This window comes from Exiguobacterium sp. KJ 601, from assembly GCF_027161185.1.
GTDB lineage: Bacteria > Bacillota > Bacilli > Exiguobacteriales > Exiguobacteriaceae > Exiguobacterium > Exiguobacterium profundum.
In genome coordinates this window covers 651,016-668,631 of record NZ_JADHZG010000001.1, presented here as the reverse complement: position 1 = coordinate 668,631, position 17,616 = coordinate 651,016, and the positions used below count along the sequence as shown (strand labels likewise).

The following is a 17,616-nucleotide window of genomic DNA, read 5'->3' as shown; positions in this document are numbered from 1 at the left end:
AAAAAGAACGCATCGATGGATGCGTTCTTTTTTCTATTCGATGGGCATCCAAATCTCAATGATGTCGTCCGCTCCACCTTGCCCGTGAATATAGCGCTCGAAGTCGACCGCGTCTCGTAGCGTCACATCTGGAACGTTTACTAGCTGCTCATACGTAGACGGAATCATCGGGATGCCTCCCTCCACCGTCGCGACGATATAGTTCCCTTTCGTCAGTTCGACACTTCGAGCACTTTCTCCCGACACCGGCTTCGTCATCCCCGCGACATAACCGTTCTCCTGCGGGAGACAGACCCCGTACGACTCGTCTGTCGTCAATTCTGGTTGAAGCTTGGCCCACATGTTCGGGATCTCCTCTAACGTACCACCATATCCATAGACGGAAATGGCTTCATTCAACATCTCATATCGAATCTTCATGTCGTTCCCTCCTGATTGTATCAATCGAATCTGCCTCTCGATTCGATGAAGTCGTTCGATTTCTGCCTGGACTTCATCCAATCGTGTTTCTAGTAATGTATCAACCGGTAGACCCGATTGAATTTGTTCTAGACGGAGTCCAATTTGACGTAATCGTTTGATTTCACTTAACCGTCGAATCTCTTCCATCCCGTACATTCGATACTGATTCTTGGTCCGCGTCGGGCGGACCAATCCGCGCGCTTCATAAAATTTGATCGCCTTGACCGACAATCCGGTCACATGGGCGACTCTTCCGATTGGAATCACGGTTTCCCCACCTCCTACGTTCACTGTACAGTCGCCCCTTAGAGGCAGGTCAATCATTAGTTTTCAGGGACCCGGACACCGAAGACGTATCGGCTATCTCCTTGCGACCACTCTCCGCCGACTTCATAGAGATAGATGCCCGGCTCATCCGGAACGACGAGTTCGGAAGAGACGAGTTCTCCATCCTCGATTCGATTGAAACTCGATGTCATCGGTTCTGCATGATAGACGACATCGATCCGGTCTCCCGGTTTGACAGTGATCAGTTGAAGATCGTCCGCTTCCGGTAGTCCGTAATCGGCGCATGTCGCTTGATTGCCGGTCTCCCAACAGTACGTCGATTGTTCCACTTCTGCCGATACCGAACCAACCCGAATCGTTGGAAGCGGCGGCTTGACACTGTCCTCTCCATCCCCAAATAAGGTCATGGCGAAATAAACGATTCCCGCCCCGACAAGTACAAACAGTAAGATCATCCACACACGTCGATTTCGTTTCACGGTCTCATCTCCTTTCTTCACTAGTTCCCTATCACGAGATAAAATCCCTACTCTAACAAAAAAAGACCCACTTTCGTGAGTCTTGTGTGTCATTTCGGGCGACGCAGTCCTTTCATCATATAACCGCCTTTGAAGTCGATTGGGTCAAATGCGACGAGGAATGCTTTCGGTTCATGCTTCTCGACGAGTTCACGCAGTTCTTTCATCCGGGTACGGGCCGCCAATACGTCAAGACGGTAACGGACCCCGTCACGTCCTTGCCCTTGATAATGCGTAACTCCATATCCGTTGTCACGCATCTGTTGGATGAGTTCCGCTGGATATTCTTTCGTATGGACTTGAATCATGTTGTAACCGATAGCGAGTTTTCGTTCGACGAAACCGCCAAGTAAGATTCCGAGCCCGAAGCCGACCGCATACACGATCATACCGACCGTCGTCAGATCCTGGAACACGATGCCGAGCGCAAAAATATAGATGAGCGTTTCTAACGTTCCGAATAGACCGGCGATGACGGTCTTCCCTTTCACGAGCATGATCGTCCGGAGCGTTAACACCGGAACGTAGATTAGTTGTAGCAGTAGGATGAGTAAGATTTGACCCATTTGATCGACCTCCGTTCCAATTCATTATCACCACTATTCCAAATTTCTGAAAGAGATGCAACTAAAAAAGGCTGACCGGAGTCAACCTTTCACTTAGTTATCTAGATTCTTTACGCTCGTGAGCAACTCGTAGTCTTTACGAATGACTTCGTAGATTGCGTTCTTGTCCCCGTTCAACAACTCTTCCGCACGAAGCTGGTTCAAGAAGAGGCTTGTAGCGAACGTGACGAGTGCACTTTTCGGAATTCCGATTTCTTTAGCACGCTCTGTGATGACCTGGTCGAGCTTAGCGTCAATCGTGAGCGATAATCTTTTCTTTTCATTCGACATAATGATGAAGCTCCTTTTACTCGCTTTTCATAAAACCTATACACAATTGCTTATTATATAGGAAGAATGGTTTTGGCGCAACCGCATCACGAGGATGCGATCTCATCGCCGCTGCGCACGCGCTCGGCAATCTGGTCAATTTTACGAAGTCTATGGTTGATTCCTGACTTCGAGATTGGACCGGACTCGAGCATCTCCCCGAGCTCCTGTAATGAGACGTCTTGATGCGTGACGCGCAGTTCGGCGATTTCCCGCAATTTTTTCGGTAAGACGTCGAGTCCGACCGTCCGCTCCAAGAACTTGATGTTCTCGACTTGGCGCAATGCCGCACCGACCGTCTTGTTCAAGTTGGCCGTCTCACAGTTGACGAGACGGTTGACGGAGTTTCGCATATCTTTGATGATTCGTGCGTCTTCGAACTCCAACATACCCCGGGTCGCCCCGATCAACTTGAGGAAGTCCGAAATCTTTTCACTTTCTTTCATATACAGGATATGCCCTTTTTTCCGTTCGAGCGTCTTCGCATTCAACTCAAACCGGTTCGCCAAATCACGTAGTGCCTGGTTATGGTTTTCGTACAAGCTATAGATTTCGAGGTGGTACGAGGACGTTTTCGGATGGTTGATTGACCCGCCTGCGAGGAAGGCGCCACGCAAGTAAGCGCGCGCTAAGTTCTCGTCCCCCGTCATATCCGAGTTCAGTGTCCGAATCATCTCGTAATTCTCTCCAAGGATCTCAAGATCCCGAAGCATCGTTTCCGCATGCTGTGACACTCGGACGATGTAGACGTTGTTCTTTTTCAAACGCATTTTCTTCCGTACGAACAAGTCTAACGGATGGTCGTAAAGGCGTTTCATCAACGAGTAAATCCGCCGGGCGATCGAGGCGTTCTCCGTCGAGACGTCTAAGGTCATGCCTCGTCCAAGGGCGAGCGAGATGACCCCGTTCATCCGAACGAGTGCCGACAGTTCCGCTTTCGCTTCCGCGTCGGTCACTTCGAGTTGTGTCAATTCTTTCTTCACATCTGATGCAAAGCTCATCGAGTCCCCCTCCTTTCTATCTTTCCAACAATCTTTATTTCAGTTCCAATTCTTGAAATGAGCGCGGCTTCTTGATGCGGAGTACCCGCTGCATGACGAGTCCGGCGATGGCGTCGGAATCATGACGGATATACTCCCGATTATAGTCGACGATGTCCCCAGCGAGAACGTTCGTCCCATAGTTCCGGAGCTTCTTCCGATCGAAGCGGACCTCTTCCGATCCATCCTCACGGTAACGCTCCAAATACTCTTCTTCAATCGGTTCGTTGTTGACGACAATCGTGTCAATCGATGCCTTCCCAAGGTACGACTCGATGACTTTCAAGTGTTTCATCGCGTCATAGCCTTTCGTCTCACCTGGTTGCGTCATCACGTTACAAATATAGACGACCGGGACTTTCGAGCGGACGATGGCTTCCCGTACAGCTGGGATGAGCAGGTTCGGGATGATACTCGTATAGAGACTCCCTGGACCGAGCACGATGACATCTGCCTCTTCAATCGCTTCGACGACGCCCGGGGCCGGTTCAATGCCTTCTTCGAGTAAAAACATCCGTTTGATCGGTTGCTCATGAAGGGGGATCTTGGATTCCCCTTGGACGATGGTGCCGTCCTCAAACTCGGCTGCGAGGGTCATGAGCGTCTCAGTCACCGGCAATACTTTTCCTTGTGCGTTCAAGAGCTGCGACATGACATCGATCGCTTTGACAAACGAGCCTTCGCAGATGTGGGTCGCCGCCGTGAGCATCAAGTTTCCAAGGGAATGCCCTTCTAAACCAAATCCCGTATCGAAGCGGTATTGTAAAATCTTATCCATTAACGGTTCGACTTCCGACAATGCCAAGATGACATTACGGATATCGCCCGGAGGCAACATATGAAACTCGTCACGAAGACGTCCCGAGCTCCCCCCGTCGTCCCCGACCGTGACGATTGCCGTGATATCGAGTGGATAATGTTTCAATCCACGAACGAGAGTGGACAATCCTGTCCCTCCACCGATAGCGACTACTTTCCGATCTCGTCTCATGTCACTTCTCCTTCGTCGCGTGAGCGAGGTCTCGGTGGACCGTCTTCACATTATAACGTTCAGCAAAGTGCTCCGACACTTTCTCAGCGAAGGTAATCGACCGATGCTTCCCACCGGTGCAACCGAACGCCACGACGACTTGCGTTTTGCCTTCCCGTTTATATTGCGGGAGAAGGAACTCGAGCATGTCGATCAACTTTTTATAAAATGCTCGTGCCTCCGGATGAGACATGACGTATTCCTGTACTTCTGTCGTCTGACCCGTGAGTGGACGGAGCTCAGGGATATAGAATGGGTTCGTGATGAAGCGAACATCGAACAACAAGTCGATATCGAGCGGAACCCCATGTTTGAAACCGAATGACATGAAGTTGACTGTGAACGGGATCCGTTCTTCGTTGAACTGTTGGAGGATGCGGTCCTTCAACATCTGAGGCTTCAATTCACTCGTATCATACAGCGTGTGAGCCCGATCACGGAACCCTTCTAACAGTTCGCGCTCCATCTTGATGCCGACAAGTGGCGCATCTTCCGGTGCGAGCGGATGGGACCGTCGCGTCTCTTTATAACGGCGAACGAGCACGTCGTCCCGCGTCTCTAAATACAACAGGTGCGGATGCACATTCTTTTTTTCCAAATCGTCGATGACGATGAATAAGCTATCGATAAAGTCTCGTGTCCGTGTATCGATGGCGACCGCGATTTTCGGTCGGACCGAGCTGATGACATCAATCAATTGTGGCAAGAGCACCGGTGGCAAGTTGTCGACACAAAAATAGCCGAGGTCCTCGAAACTATTCATGGCGACCGACTTTCCAGCCCCGCTCATCCCACTGATGATGATCAATTCTTCTAATCCTTTAAAGTCTTCCATCTCGCTGACGCCCCCTTAAAATTGACAACCGAGCCGTGTGTGTAGCTCTCTCCATCTAGTATAACGAACGTCCGAAAAAAAGAGAAGGACCGCGGTTCCCCGCAGTCCTACCTTCTTGAATCATGCGTTTTGTTCTTGCAACGATTCGAGGAGCCCCTCGATGAAGTGTTGAGCATTCTGAGCGGCAATCGATCCGTCGTTCGTCGCTGTGACGACTTGACGGAGCGTTTTCTCACGGACATCACCGGCCGCGAAAATCCCTGGGATATTCGTTTCCATCGCCTCGTTCGTGACGATGTAACCTTGTTCGTTCGTGATGCCGAGGTCTTGAACGAATCCTGTAATCGGGTTCATCCCGATATAGATGAAGACGCCGTCAATCTCGTGGTCTGTCTCTGTCCCGTCAACTGTGCTGACGAGACGAGCTCCACCGACTTTCCCGTCTTTCTCTGTGATTTCTTTCAATGTGTGGTTCCAAATGAAATCGATTTTCTCATTGTCGAACGCACGTTTTTGAAGAATCTTCTGAGCGCGAAGCTCATCGCGACGGTGAACGATCGTCACCTTGTTCGCAAAGCGTGTCAAGAAGACACCTTCTTCAACAGCCGAGTCGCCACCGCCGATGACGAACAAATCTTTCCCTTTGAAGAACGCTCCGTCACATACCGCACAGTACGATACGCCACGGCCACCGAGTTCTTCTTCTCCCGGTACGCCGATTTTCTTATACTGAGCACCAGAGGCGAGGATGATTGCACGTGCTTTATAGTCACGGTTGTGCGCATGCACGATTTTATATTGTGTTTCATCCGAGATGCTTTGCACGTCCCCATATGCATACTCCGCACCGAACGCTTTCGAATGGTCGAACATTTTTTGAGACAAGTCAGGACCAAGGATGCTGTCATAGCCCGGATAGTTCTCGATGTCTTCCGTGTTGGCCATCTGACCACCTGGAATCCCACGTTCAATCATAAGTGTTGAAAGGTTCGCACGTGAAGCATATAGCGCAGCGGTCATTCCGGCAGGACCGGCACCGATGATAATGACGTCATAAATTTTTTCTTCTGTCATGTTGATTCCACCTCTGCAAGAAATTGATTGCCTTTAGTATAAGAAACCTGTAAGGGTATCGTCTATCTTTATGCTTGTTCGAGTGTCCGTTTGAACGAACGGACCGTCTCTGTCAACGTGTCGACCGAGAGATGGAAGGCGTTCGCACAATTTTCGAGAATCAATGCGTCCCGTTTCGTATAAAACATCCAGACGAGCGCAGCGGCCGATGCCGTTACGTCCATGAATGATTCATCAGACAACAGAAGCGTCGCGAAACGTTCATAGAAGTCGCCCTCTAGGCTCATCCGTTCCGCTTCTGATACATGTGCTTCAGCCAAGACGAGCGCATCAAACGCACGCTTGATCCGGACGTCTCCTTTGAACGGTTGCTGACAAAGGTCGGCACGACACATCTCTGCGAACGCACGGACCGTCCCGTTTTCCGTCACCGCATTCGTGAGCGCAAGCGCTTCGAACGCTTCGTCATCTTTTAAGTTGGCGATGATTCGGATAATCTCGATTCGAGCCAAGTCGCTCTCTTGACGCAATCCTTGGACGAGTGCCGAACGAAATTCGAGATTTTCTCGGATGTCGAAGCTTTGTTTCTCTTCAAACTGTTTCATCTCTTCATTGTTCAAGTAGGTGGCTGCCTCTTCAAGTCGTCCTGTCTTATAGGCAGACACGCTGAGCCAATGCCCAAACAATGGGTCCCCACGGAATCCGCGGTCTTTCAATAGACGTAGTTCTTCATATGCACGGTCGTAATGTCCGACAAGCGCGAGTGTCGTCGCTAATTTATAACGTAAGTCAAATTGGAGTGGACGGACACGTGTGAGCGGTGTCGACAACTGCAGGGCCACTTCCGATTGACCCGCTTCATGGAGCAAGAGAATCGTGTTCAAGATTGCATGCAAGTTGCCTGGATTTTGGTCGAGCACGTATTCGAGCGTCCGGAATGCCGCTTGGTCATCACCAAGGTAAAAACTGACGACCGACAGATTGTTGTATGCTGGCCAAAACGATGGATATTGACCGATGAGACGCTCGAGTGTCGCCTTTGCCGCAAACAATCGTCCTTTATCGATTTGACGCTGCGCTTCCGTATGCCACGTGATCAATTCGTCTTCTTCCTCGTCCTCTAACTCTTGTTCGAGTTCGATCAGTTCAAGAAGGGATTGCACGGCTTCCCTGAAGTGACCTTTCGTGTCACGGGCGAGATATTCGGATGCATAGTGCGCCGCTTCCTCATATTGAGAGACATAGGCACAGTTGCTTGCTAAGTGATACAGTGCCTCTGTTGCGGTCTCATCGAGCTCTAATACTCGTTTCCACACGTCATTGGCGTGGTAGACCTCCCCTACTTCAAATAACAGTTCTGCGTACTGTTTATGATAGTCGACGCGATGCGTGGCTGCCGCTGTCGCTTCAGCCATGAAAAAAGTCGCTTCATCCAGGCGACCTTCACGTAACGCACGACGACCTCTATAGTAGTGGAGCTCCGCAGCGAGCGGAGATTCTGGTTCGGGTAGCGTCATTACTGCTTCATAGTTCGCTTCCATATTCTAAATCCTCCACATCATCTCTAAATCTTTTTTTAGTTGCAGGGATAAGAATACCGCACTCGAACAGCGAGGGCAACTGAAAAAGTTAAAAAAAATTGCGACTATATTCCCTCTATAATGAATATTTTTTACTAGGTTCAAAAATTGTTTTTGAACGAAAATATGATAGCTTCATTTCTGTACATTTATCCATGAAAAAGCGGCATCTCTTTAAAAAAAAGTGATACCGCTCAAGTATTATTGATTCTGTATGAACAAAATACTCATGAAAACATTTTGCGAAAAATTGTGTCAAATATGTGTCAACGATTGAAGCTTTGAACCGATGACCCGCTCTCCTGGTAAGACGTCACGGTGCACGACCGCGCCCGCGCCGATGACGGCACCGTCCCCGATGGTTACCCCTGGCAGGATGGTAACGTTCGCACCGATCAATACGCCATCACCGATGATGACGTCCCCGATCCGATACTCGTCTACGAGATACTCATGACAGAGGATCGTCGAATTGAATCCGATGACCGTATTGCGACCAATCGTGATACGTTCCGGGAACATGACGTCCGGTGTGACCATGAGAGCAAGGGCACTATATTCTCCGATATTCATCCCGAGGAACGTCTGGTAAAGCCAACGCTTTGCCTTCACCGACGGAAAGTAACGACCGACCAGAACGACCGTCGTGTTTTTGAAGACACGCAGAAAGCGAATCGTCTGATACATTTGCCAAAGCGGATTCGGTCCCTCGATGTGATATCGTGTCGTCTTACGCATGAATACTGACCTCGTCTAGCCACGCCTCGAAATGTTCCATCGAGTCGATGATGACGTCCGGTTCGAGCGATTCGAGGAATGGACGCCCTTTGAGGGCCCAGCCGACAGCGACCGTCTTCGTTCCGGCATTTTTCCCGCTGAAGACATCCGTGTCGTTGTCTCCGACCATGACGGCGCGTTCTGGTGACGAGTCGAGTGCTTGTAGTGCACGCTCGACTGGTTCAGCGTGAGGTTTTTCGTTCTCGACATCATCCGCTGTCACGACGACGTCAAATAAGTGGTCGATATTGAACAATCGAAGACCGCGCTCGACTACCGGACGACCTTTCGACGTGACGATGCCCATCTTGTATCCTTTCGCATGAAGGCGATATAGCCCCTCGATGACTCCTGGGTACTCTGCGACGAGTTGGTCATGCATGGCGATGTTGAAGCTCCGATAGAAGGCTTGCATCTCTTTCCATTCCGGCTCGTTGAGTTCACGGAACGACTTTTCGAGCGTCGGTCCGATGAATCGATAAATGTCTTCATCCCGATACGTATGTTCCGGGAAATAATAGTCGAAAGTATGGCGGAAACTCGCGATAATGAGTGGGTTCGTATCGAGTAATGTACCGTCTAAATCAAATAAGATCGTATCCATTAATCAAACAATCCTTTCTCTGATGGGTCGTTGTAACGTTTCGCCTTGCGACGAAGAATCATCGTGACGATACCGAAGAGGATCAAGGCGATTGACACCATTTGCGCCGCACGCAAATCTCCGGACATGAGACTGTCCGTACGAAGTCCCTCGATATAGAAGCGACCGATTGAGTACCAGACGAGGTATGACAAGAAGATATACCCACGTCGTGGATTGCCAATCATGCGCCACGCGACGAGAAGGATGACCCCGATGATATTCCATACACTTTCATATAAGAAGGTCGGGATATAATAAGTCCCATCAATGTACATCTGATTGACGATCCAGTCTGGTAGCATGAGCGTATCTTGCAAGAAACTACGCGTCGTCTCGCCACCATGTGCCTCTTGGTTCATAAAGTTTCCCCAACGCCCAATGGCTTGTCCAAGAAGAAGCGATGGCGCCAAGATGTCCGTCACTTTCCAGAACGACATCGACTTTCGCATACAATAGACGATGACGACAAGGAGAGCACCGAAGATGGCTCCATGAATGGCAATCCCACCTTGACGAATGTCGATGATTTGTCCGAGGTTCTCTGAATAATAATCCCATTGGAACGTCACGTAATAAATGCGTGCGAAGACGATGCTGATCGGAATCGACCAGATGACGACATCCACGAGTCGTTCCGAATCATAATTGATACGTTTTGCTTCGTATAAGGCGAGGACGAGACCAAGCATCGCCCCGAAGGCGATAATCATGCCGTACCAATAGATTGGCAAAGAGCCAATCTCAAACGCCACACGATCAAATGTCGGTTCTACCATGCTCACAAGTCTCCTTCAGTATCCTGAATGGCGTTCGCGAGACGTTGCGCGAACTCTTCAGCCGTATTGATTCCCATGTTCTGTAGACGATAGTTCATCGCCGCGACCTCGATGATGACCGCCAAGTTTCGACCAGGTCGAACAGGGATCGTGAGGAGCGGGACTTCACTGTCGATGATTTTCATCGTATTGTGGTCGAGTCCGACACGGTCGTATACTTTGCCCGCGTCCCAGTTCTCCAAGTTGACGATGAGGCTGATCTTTTTATGCGACCGCACCGCCCCCGCACCGAACAACGTCATGACGTCGATGATGCCGATCCCACGAATCTCGAGCAGGTGACGAATGAGCTTCGGTGCTGATCCGACGAGGAGTTGGTCCCCCGTTTGACGAATCTCGACCGAATCATCGGCGACGAGGCGGTGACCTCGTTTGACGAGTTCAAGTGCCGTCTCCGATTTACCGACACCACTCTGGCCCTTGATGAGGACACCGACACCGTAAATATCGACCAGCACACCGTGCATCGCCGTCATCGGTGCGAGTTCCATCTCTAGGAAGTTCGTGATTTGTGATTCGATTGAGGTCGTCACCGCATTCGTCCGCATGAGCGGAACGTTTGCCGTTTCCGCTTCTTCTTCGATTTCTTTCGGAATATCGAAGCCACGCGTGATTAAAATTCCTGGCGTCTGTTCCGTACACAAGATTTTAGCGCGCTCACGACGCTTCTCTTCCGAGAGGCTCGCATAGAATGTCAACTCCGTCTTCCCAAGCACTTGCAGGCGGTTTTTGGCATAGTGCGTATAATAGCCGGCAAGGACGAGACCCGGTCGACTCAGGTCGGGTGTTGCGACCGGACGATGAAGTCCTTCCTCTCCCGCAATGACTTGAAGTTTAAAACGCTCAACAACTTGAGCGGTACGTACGATATTTTGCATCAGTATCTGCCCCTTTCACGCTCATTATTGTATCATAGCTCTTTCTAAGACGGGCTAGGGAAGTGATGAAGAACGTGTCAAAAAATTGTTGAAACCATCCTATTACGCCGTTCGTATGTAGGGTATAGGCTTACTAGGAGGTGGAATAATGGGAGGTTTATTCGGAATTGTCATCTTATTTGCGCTAGTGATTGGAATTGGGTCACTCGTTTACATCATCAAATCATTGATCGATATGTGGAAAGAATATGCCGCGACGAAAAACGAGACGATCTTGCTCTTGTTCATCTTGAACATCATCGGATTCTTCTTGTCCGGAGCGCTCATCTCCATGATTGTCGCCATCATCTTCTATTGGAATCGCTCGAAGTCGATGCGCCTTCTTGGAATCATTCTCTTGATTGCCGGACCGGTCCTCTTCATCGTGTTTACTATCAGCGCCTTCACTCTGTTTGATACACAGATGATGGATTGGCAACAGATGGAGTACGAAATGAATCTATAATCAAAAAATCCCGAAGGCTCAGCCTTCGGGATTTTCTTATTGTTGATGGAACGGATTGTTCAAATCGCCCGGGTCGACAGGATCGACCGGGTCAGCCGGTTCCACTTTATCTTCATCGAGGAATGTGGATGGCGTATAGACCGAACCGTGCTCCAAATCGATTGTACCGGTACGCGTCCCCGCCTCGACTTCGATACGAGGGGTTTGACCGCGACCCGATAAGAATTCCAGACGACGCTGTGCGACGTCCTTGCGGTCACGGATGATTTCGAGCTCATCAAGCAAGCAGTGCAGACCACCGAAGTTCGTCTCGAGCTCCCCTTCGACCTCGACGCCATGTGGTAACACGAGTCGAATGTTTCCGGCGAGTGACGCGAGTTCAAACTTGGCAGGACGAGCTGTCGCCAGTTCCGCGCGGATGTTTCCGTTCCCGGTCTTGAGGGAGGCTTTATCGTACTTCCCACCGACGATGACGGCACCGTTTCCGGTCCGAACGTGAACGAGTTCCGCTTCGACACCTTCGACCTCGACTGTCCCATTACCAGTGTTCAGTAATAGTTCGGATGCATGCACGTCATGGAGCACGACACGCCCGTTTGCGGTTTGCACACGAACGTTCTCGACATCGAGACCATCGGCACGGACTTCGCCGTTCAACGTCTGAACAAGAAGGCGGTTGAAATGGTGGTGCGGGACGTACAGTTCCACGTGGGCTCGGACGAGTTTGTCACGGAGCGAAACGACGAGACGATCACCAATGACAGAGTGCTTAACCGCAGACTGTAATTGTTCGAGCGCCTTATCCGCATCTTGTTGGCGAAGCGGACGACCCGTGACAATCAGTTCACAATCTTCGGCATCAGACGAAACAATCGTAGCCGACGCGTTGAACAGGTCGAGCGAGATATCGCTACCTGTGAACGGGAACGACTTCGAATACGTCACTTCCGGACCAAAGTTCGAGCTGAATGAAAAGTCGCTGTCGCGAAGTTTCGTCACGAGCCCTTCCACTGCAGATGTCAGTTTCGTTGTGAGCGATTCAACCGAATAGGCATCGACCTTTTCTGTATCCTGTCGCTCTTCAAGCGCTTGAACCTGTTCCGGTTCAAGTCGCTCGAGACGTTCGAGTTGCGTCATCGCCTCCTCGATCGTCATCTTGCCTTCCTTCACTTGCTGGAGAATCAGTTCACGCATTTCTTGTTTCACGTTCGTTTTCCCCCTTCAATTTGGTTGCACGTCAATTACCTTCCCGTTTCTCACCATTTCTATACTTATTTCTTTTTTCCTGCTTTCGGTTTCACTCGGGCTGCATCTCGTTCGAGAACCGGCTTCAAATACTTACCGGTATACGAGCCTGACACTTCCGCGACTTCTTCTGGTGTCCCCGTTGCGACGATGAGTCCGCCACCATCTCCACCCTCTGGTCCGAGGTCAATCAAATAATCGGCCGACTTGATGACATCGAGGTTATGCTCGATGACAAGCACCGTGTCCCCGTTCTCGACAAGACGTTGCAACACTTTCAACAAGCGCGCGATGTCGTCGACGTGAAGACCGGTCGTTGGTTCGTCCAGAATATAAATCGTTTTCCCGGTCGACCGTTTATGAAGTTCCGAAGCGAGTTTGACACGCTGGGCTTCCCCACCCGAAAGTTCCGTCGCCGGCTGACCGAGTTTCATATAGCCAAGACCGACGTCATAAATCGTTTGAATCTTCCGCTTGATTTTCGGAATCTTGTCAAAGAATTCGAGTCCTTCCTCAATCGTCATATCAAGGACGTCTGCGATCGTCTTTCCTTTGTACTTCACTTCGAGCGTTTCACGATTATAGCGTTTCCCGTGACAGACCTCACACGGAACGTAGACGTCAGGAAGGAAGTGCATCTCGATTTTGATGATCCCATCCCCACGACATGCTTCACAGCGCCCGCCTTTAACGTTGAAACTGAAACGTCCCTTCTTATAGCCGCGCATCTTCGCTTCATTCGTCGAGGCGAAGACGTCACGAATATCATCAAAGACACCCGTATACGTGGCCGGGTTCGAACGAGGGGTCCGTCCAATCGGGGATTGGTCGATATCGATGACCTTATCGATATGCTCAAGTCCTTCAATCTTCTTGTGCTTGCCTGGCTTCGCTTTGGCCCGGTTCATATTGTGCGCGAGCGATTTATAGAGAATCTCATTGATGAGGGTCGATTTACCCGATCCCGAGACCCCTGTTACGGCAACGAACATCCCGAGTGGAATGGACACGTCTACGTCTTTTAGGTTGTTCTCTTCTGCTTTGACGATCTTTAAGAAACGTTCGTCTGGCATCTTCCGTTCAGCCGGAAGTGGGATGAACTTCTTCCCGGCAAGATATTGACCGGTGAGCGAGTTTTTATTTTTCATCAGTTGTTTCGGCGTCCCGGCCGCAATGACCTGTCCGCCATGTTCTCCTGCGCCTGGTCCGATATCGATCAAGTAGTCGGCTTCCATCATCGTGTCCTCGTCATGCTCGACGACGATGAGCGTGTTGCCGATGTCCCGCATCTGTTTGAGGGTCGAAATCAACCGATCGTTATCACGTTGATGAAGACCGATGGATGGTTCGTCAAGGACATACAAGACACCCGTGAGACGAGACCCAATTTGTGTCGCGAGACGAATCCGCTGCGCCTCCCCACCCGAGAGTGTTCCAGCGGCACGAGAGAGCGTCAAGTAGTCGAGACCGACGTTATTCAAAAAACTGAGTCGTTCCCGAATCTCTTGGAGGATGAGACGGGCGATGGCGATCTCTTTCTCGCTCAACTGCTCGTTGAGTCCTTCAAAGAACGCGAGTGCGTTCACGACCGATTTCTCCGTCACTTGCCCGACGTGCTGACCCGTGATCTTGACGGCGAGCGACTCTTCTTTCAAGCGATAGCCGTGACATGTCGGACACGCATGTGTCGCCATGTACATTTCCATCTGCTCACGGATATAGTCGGATGTCGTCTCCCGGTAACGGCGCTCGATGTTACGGAGCACCCCTTCAAAGAAAATGGTATTCGTCCGCACTTGACCGAAGTCGTTCTCGTAGCGGAAGAGGAACGATTCCTCCGAAGACCCGTTCAAGACGAGGTCCTGATCACGTTTTGATAGGCGCTCGAACGGCACGTCCATGTCGATGTTGAAATGCTGGCACATCGCAGCCAAAAGTTGTGGATAGTACTGGGAACTTGTCGGTTGCCATGCGGCAATCGCCCCCTCTTTCAACGTCTTCGACGGGTCCGGGATGACGAGTTCTGGGTCGACGTCTAGTTTCGTCCCAAGACCATCACACGTCGGACATGCACCGAATGGCGAGTTGAATGAGAACATCCGAGGTTCGAGTTCGCCGATGGAGAACCCGCAGATCGGACAGGCGTGATGCTCACTGAAGAGAAGCTCGGTGCCATCCATCTTATCGATAATGACACGGCCGTCCGCAAGACGTAATGCCGTCTCGAGTGAGTCGGCGAGGCGCCCTTCGACGTCAGGTCGGACGACGAGGCGGTCGACGACGACTTCAATCGAATGCTTCTTGTTTTTATCGAGCTCAATCTCATCCGTCAATTCAATCGTTTCACCATTGACACGGACACGGACGAATCCCTCTTTCTTTAACGAGTCGAATACTCTCACGTGCGTCCCTTTCCGACCCGACACGATTGGCGCCAAAATCTGGAGTCGTGTCCGCTCCGGCAACTCCATCACCTGGTCGACCATCTGCGAAATCGTTTGACTCGAGATCTCGATGCCGTGGTTCGGACAGACCGGTTTCCCGATTCTTGCAAACAATAGACGAAGGTAATCATAAATCTCGGTCACCGTCCCGACCGTCGAACGCGGGTTACGACTCGTCGTCTTCTGGTCAATCGAGATGGCCGGGCTAAGTCCTTCAATCGTATCGACGTCTGGCTTATCCATCTGTCCAAGGAACTGACGGGCATAGGCGGATAAGCTCTCGACGTACCGACGCTGTCCTTCCGCATAAATCGTATCGAACGCAAGTGACGATTTCCCGGAGCCGGACAAGCCCGTCAAGACGACGAGCTGGTCACGTGGGATATCGATGTCAATATTTTTTAAATTGTTGACGCGTGCCCCTTTGATGACAATCGCATTTTTCTTTTCAGCCATTTAATTCCCTACCTTCAACTCCAAGATTAAGTCACGCAATTCGGCCGCGCGTTCGAACTGGAGATCGCGTGCCGCTTGCTTCATTTCTTCTTCCAACTTGGCAATCGCCGCCTCGCGTTCGGCCGGCTTCATCGTACTGAGCGATTCGAGTGCTTCCTCTTCCGCCTCGACCGTCGCCCGAATGACCCCTCGGACGTCTTTTCGAATCGTCTGCGGGGTGATGCCATGTTCTTCATTATAAGCCTGTTGAATCGACCGACGACGATCCGTCTCTTCGATGGCACGCGCCATCGAATCGGTCATCTTGTCCGCGAACAAGATGACATGTCCGTTCGCGTTACGCGCCGCTCGTCCAATCGTCTGGATGAGCGAACGATCTGAACGAAGGAATCCTTCCTTATCGGCATCGAGAATCGTCACGAGACTGACCTCTGGAATATCGAGACCCTCCCGCAACAAGTTGATTCCGACGAGCACGTCATATTTACCGAGACGAAGGTCACGAATGATTTCGATTCGCTCGAGCGTCTTGATTTCGGAGTGCATATAGTTGACCTTGATTCCCGCTTCGCGTAAGTAATCGGATAGGTCCTCTGCCATCTTCTTCGTGAGCGTCGTCACGAGCACGCGCTCGTCGCGCTTGATGCGTTCGCGAATCTGATCCATCAAGTAGTCAATCTGACCTTTGATCGGATGAATCTCGATTGTCGGATCAAGTAACCCGGTCGGACGGATGATCTGCTCAATCATGTTCGGCGTATGTTCGAGTTCGTACGGACCTGGTGTCGCCGAGATGAAAATCGCTTGTGAGACTTTCTTCTCGAACTCATCGAACTTGAGCGGACGGTTATCCTTCGCCGAAGGGAGACGGAAGCCGTGGTCGACGAGCACTTGTTTCCGTGCCTGATCCCCGTTGTACATCCCGCGTACTTGCGGGAGCGTCACGTGCGACTCATCGGCGACGAGTAAAAAATCTTCCGGGAAGTAATCGATTAACGTGTACGGGGTTGAACCTTCAGGCATTAAGTTCAAGTGTCGCGAATAGTTCTCGATTCCTGAACAATACCCCATCTCACGCATCATTTCCAAATCGTAATGCGTTCGTTGCTCGAGTCGTTGCGCTTCTAAGAGCTTCCCTTCTTCGCGGAACTTCTCAAGTTGTTCCTCAAGTTCCGCTTCGATGTTGACGATTGCCTTTTGCAATTTTTCGTCGCGTGTGACGAAGTGGGATGCCGGGAAGATGGCGACGTGATCACGGTCTGCGATGATTTCACCCGTCAACGGATCCATCTCACGGATGCGGTCGATCTCGTCTCCGAAGAACTCGATGCGCATGCAGTGTTCGTCACGCGATGCTGGGAAGATCTCGACGACGTCCCCGCGGACACGGAAACGTCCACGCTGGAAATCGATATCGTTTCGTTCATATTGAATGTCGATGAGTTTACGTAACATCTCGTCACGTCCCATCTCTTTCCCGACGCGAAGGCTCAAGACGAGGCTCCGATATTCTTCCGGGTTACCGAGACCATAAATACAGGAGACAGATGCGACGATGATGACGTCATCGCGCTCAAAGAGAGCCGACGTCGCCGAGTGACGCAGCTTATCGATTTCATCATTGATTGAAGCATCCTTCTCAATGAACGTATCCGTCGACGGCACGTACGCTTCCGGTTGATAATAGTCATAGTAACTGACGAAGTACTCGACCGCGTTGTTCGGGAAGAACTCTTTGAACTCCGAGTAGAGCTGACCGGCGAGCGTCTTGTTATGGGCGAGGACGAGTGTCGGCTTCTTTACTTCTTGAATGACGTTCGAAACGGTAAACGTTTTACCCGTACCCGTTGCACCGAGGAGCGTCTGATACCGGTCACCTCGATTTACACCTTCGACAAGCTGTCGAATCGCTTCAGGCTGGTCGCCTCCTGGTTGAAATTCAGATTGTAATGCAAACGGAATCGATTCCATAAGATACTCCTCACCTTCTCATTTCATAAGTGTCTTGATTATACCATAGACACGAACAAATATTCGCTTATTAGCTTGTAGGTTAATTCATTTTAT

Annotated in this window: 17 protein-coding genes; 1 reads left to right on the top strand and 16 read right to left on the bottom strand. The window is 50.7% G+C overall.

Annotated elements, in window-relative coordinates; translation table 11 throughout:
- Positions 1-33: 33 nt before the first annotated feature.
- The 13 genes from IRJ25_RS03460 to hprK form a co-directional block, all read right to left on the bottom strand.
- The gene (locus IRJ25_RS03460) at positions 34-729 is read right to left on the bottom strand and encodes a MerR family transcriptional regulator (protein WP_269317787.1); all 696 of its coding nucleotides are present in this window, start codon (positions 727-729) and stop codon (positions 34-36) included.
- 56 nt (positions 730-785) lie between these two features.
- Positions 786-1,229, bottom strand: a complete 444-nt coding sequence (locus IRJ25_RS03455; RefSeq protein ID WP_236548933.1) for a hypothetical protein — start codon at positions 1,227-1,229, stop codon at positions 786-788.
- A gap of 89 nt (positions 1,230-1,318) precedes the next feature.
- Positions 1,319-1,834: a DUF2179 domain-containing protein gene (locus IRJ25_RS03450; protein ID WP_012726919.1), complete on the bottom strand. Its 516-nt coding sequence runs from the start codon at positions 1,832-1,834 to the stop codon at positions 1,319-1,321.
- Between the two features lie 93 nt (positions 1,835-1,927).
- Entirely contained in the window at positions 1,928-2,164 is a 237-nt protein-coding gene (locus IRJ25_RS03445) for a hypothetical protein (protein ID WP_012726920.1), read from the bottom strand.
- Between the two features lie 86 nt (positions 2,165-2,250).
- Positions 2,251-3,204, bottom strand: coding sequence for a DNA-binding protein WhiA (gene whiA / locus IRJ25_RS03440; RefSeq protein ID WP_012726921.1), 954 nt, complete (start codon positions 3,202-3,204; stop codon positions 2,251-2,253).
- 34 nt (positions 3,205-3,238) lie between these two features.
- Positions 3,239-4,234: a gluconeogenesis factor YvcK family protein gene (locus tag IRJ25_RS03435; RefSeq protein ID WP_269317786.1), complete on the bottom strand. Its 996-nt coding sequence runs from the start codon at positions 4,232-4,234 to the stop codon at positions 3,239-3,241.
- A gap of 1 nt (position 4,235) precedes the next feature.
- On the bottom strand, positions 4,236-5,108 hold the full coding sequence (gene rapZ, locus IRJ25_RS03430) for an RNase adapter RapZ (RefSeq protein WP_031422867.1): 873 nt from the start codon (positions 5,106-5,108) through the stop codon (positions 4,236-4,238).
- Between the two features lie 120 nt (positions 5,109-5,228).
- The gene (gene trxB / locus IRJ25_RS03425) at positions 5,229-6,182 is read right to left on the bottom strand and encodes a thioredoxin-disulfide reductase (protein WP_074036283.1); all 954 of its coding nucleotides are present in this window, start codon (positions 6,180-6,182) and stop codon (positions 5,229-5,231) included.
- 68 nt (positions 6,183-6,250) lie between these two features.
- Positions 6,251-7,723, bottom strand: a complete 1,473-nt coding sequence (locus IRJ25_RS03420) for a tetratricopeptide repeat protein (protein WP_214690651.1) — start codon at positions 7,721-7,723, stop codon at positions 6,251-6,253.
- Positions 7,724-8,017: 294 nt separating this feature from the next.
- Positions 8,018-8,500, bottom strand: a complete 483-nt coding sequence (locus IRJ25_RS03415; RefSeq protein WP_074036278.1) for an acyltransferase — start codon at positions 8,498-8,500, stop codon at positions 8,018-8,020.
- A complete protein-coding gene (gene ppaX, locus IRJ25_RS03410) occupies positions 8,493-9,143 on the bottom strand; it encodes a pyrophosphatase PpaX (RefSeq protein ID WP_269317785.1) in 651 nt (216 codons plus the stop codon). The genes IRJ25_RS03415 and ppaX overlap by 8 nt, the downstream gene beginning before the upstream one ends.
- Positions 9,143-9,961, bottom strand: a complete 819-nt coding sequence (gene lgt, locus IRJ25_RS03405; RefSeq protein WP_074036274.1) for a prolipoprotein diacylglyceryl transferase — start codon at positions 9,959-9,961, stop codon at positions 9,143-9,145. The genes ppaX and lgt overlap by 1 nt, the downstream gene beginning before the upstream one ends.
- A 2-nt stretch (positions 9,962-9,963) precedes the next feature.
- Entirely contained in the window at positions 9,964-10,899 is a 936-nt protein-coding gene (hprK, locus tag IRJ25_RS03400) for an HPr(Ser) kinase/phosphatase (RefSeq protein WP_214781697.1), read from the bottom strand.
- Between the two features lie 148 nt (positions 10,900-11,047).
- Between hprK and IRJ25_RS03395 the strand changes: the two genes are divergently transcribed.
- On the top strand, positions 11,048-11,404 hold the full coding sequence (locus IRJ25_RS03395; RefSeq protein ID WP_214781699.1) for a hypothetical protein: 357 nt from the start codon (positions 11,048-11,050) through the stop codon (positions 11,402-11,404).
- A 36-nt stretch (positions 11,405-11,440) separates the two neighbouring features.
- Here the strand turns inward: IRJ25_RS03395 and IRJ25_RS03390 are convergent, their stop codons facing one another.
- The 3 genes from IRJ25_RS03390 to uvrB all read right to left on the bottom strand — a co-directional run bounded on the left by IRJ25_RS03390 (position 11,441) and on the right by uvrB (position 17,520).
- The gene (locus tag IRJ25_RS03390; protein WP_214730413.1) at positions 11,441-12,610 is read right to left on the bottom strand and encodes a DUF4097 family beta strand repeat-containing protein; all 1,170 of its coding nucleotides are present in this window, start codon (positions 12,608-12,610) and stop codon (positions 11,441-11,443) included.
- 65 nt (positions 12,611-12,675) lie between these two features.
- Positions 12,676-15,549, bottom strand: coding sequence for an excinuclease ABC subunit UvrA (gene uvrA / locus IRJ25_RS03385; protein WP_269317783.1), 2,874 nt, complete (start codon positions 15,547-15,549; stop codon positions 12,676-12,678).
- The gene (uvrB, locus tag IRJ25_RS03380) at positions 15,550-17,520 is read right to left on the bottom strand and encodes an excinuclease ABC subunit UvrB (protein ID WP_047795080.1); all 1,971 of its coding nucleotides are present in this window, start codon (positions 17,518-17,520) and stop codon (positions 15,550-15,552) included.
- Positions 17,521-17,616 lie beyond the last annotated feature (96 nt).

Bases quoted from the DNA above. Each gene is read 5' to 3' on its own strand.
- IRJ25_RS03450 (WP_012726919.1), bottom strand. From the start codon at position 1,834: ATGGGTCAAATCTTACTCATCCTACTGCTACAACTAATCTACGTTCCG.
- IRJ25_RS03445 (WP_012726920.1), bottom strand. From the start codon at position 2,164: ATGTCGAATGAAAAGAAAAGATTATCGCTCACGATTGACGCTAAGCTC.
- whiA (WP_012726921.1), bottom strand. From the start codon at position 3,204: ATGAGCTTTGCATCAGATGTGAAGAAAGAATTGACACAACTCGAAGTG.
- IRJ25_RS03435 (WP_269317786.1), bottom strand. From the start codon at position 4,234: ATGAGACGAGATCGGAAAGTAGTCGCTATCGGTGGAGGGACAGGATTG.
- rapZ (WP_031422867.1), bottom strand. From the start codon at position 5,108: ATGGAAGACTTTAAAGGATTAGAAGAATTGATCATCATCAGTGGGATG.
- trxB (WP_074036283.1), bottom strand. From the start codon at position 6,182: ATGACAGAAGAAAAAATTTATGACGTCATTATCATCGGTGCCGGTCCT.
- IRJ25_RS03420 (WP_214690651.1), bottom strand. From the start codon at position 7,723: ATGGAAGCGAACTATGAAGCAGTAATGACGCTACCCGAACCAGAATCT.
- IRJ25_RS03415 (WP_074036278.1), bottom strand. From the start codon at position 8,500: ATGCGTAAGACGACACGATATCACATCGAGGGACCGAATCCGCTTTGG.
- ppaX (WP_269317785.1), bottom strand. From the start codon at position 9,143: ATGGATACGATCTTATTTGATTTAGACGGTACATTACTCGATACGAAC.
- lgt (WP_074036274.1), bottom strand. From the start codon at position 9,961: ATGGTAGAACCGACATTTGATCGTGTGGCGTTTGAGATTGGCTCTTTG.
- hprK (WP_214781697.1), bottom strand. From the start codon at position 10,899: ATGCAAAATATCGTACGTACCGCTCAAGTTGTTGAGCGTTTTAAACTT.
- IRJ25_RS03395 (WP_214781699.1), top strand. From the start codon at position 11,048: ATGGGAGGTTTATTCGGAATTGTCATCTTATTTGCGCTAGTGATTGGA.
- uvrA (WP_269317783.1), bottom strand. From the start codon at position 15,549: ATGGCTGAAAAGAAAAATGCGATTGTCATCAAAGGGGCACGCGTCAAC.
- uvrB (WP_047795080.1), bottom strand. From the start codon at position 17,520: ATGGAATCGATTCCGTTTGCATTACAATCTGAATTTCAACCAGGAGGC.